Source organism: Streptomyces sp. WM6372, from assembly GCF_001279655.1.
Taxonomy (GTDB): domain Bacteria; phylum Actinomycetota; class Actinomycetes; order Streptomycetales; family Streptomycetaceae; genus Streptomyces.
Genome location: NZ_LGDB01000130.1, coordinates 1 through 331 on the forward strand (window position 1 = coordinate 1; position 331 = coordinate 331).

At 75.5% G+C, this 331-nt stretch carries 1 protein-coding gene; it reads right to left on the bottom strand.

The genetic code is table 11. The features are described from left to right. Window positions 1-331: SDR family NAD(P)-dependent oxidoreductase (locus ADK52_RS11805; protein WP_159045908.1), on the bottom strand; the 331-nt coding region annotated here is incomplete at both ends.

Consider the following 331-nt stretch of genomic DNA (forward strand, 5'->3'; position numbering starts at 1 on the left):
GTCGAGGCGTTCCGGGTCCATGGTGGCGATGAGGCCGTTGTCGCCGGTGCCCGCGGCGTGGACGATGCCGGTCAGCGGGTGCTCGGCCGGGATCGAGGCCAGGAGGGCGGTGATGTTGGCCGGGTCGGCCACGTCGCACGCCGTGATCGTCACCTCGGCGCCCGACTCGGAGAGCTCGGCGGCCAGTTCGGCCGCGCCCTCCGCGTCGGGGCCGCGCCGGCTGGTCAGGACCAGGTGGCGGGCGCCGTGCTCGGTGACCAGGTGCCGGGCCAGGTGCGCACCGATACCGCCGGTGCCGCCCGTGATCAGGACCGTGCCCGCCGGATCGAGG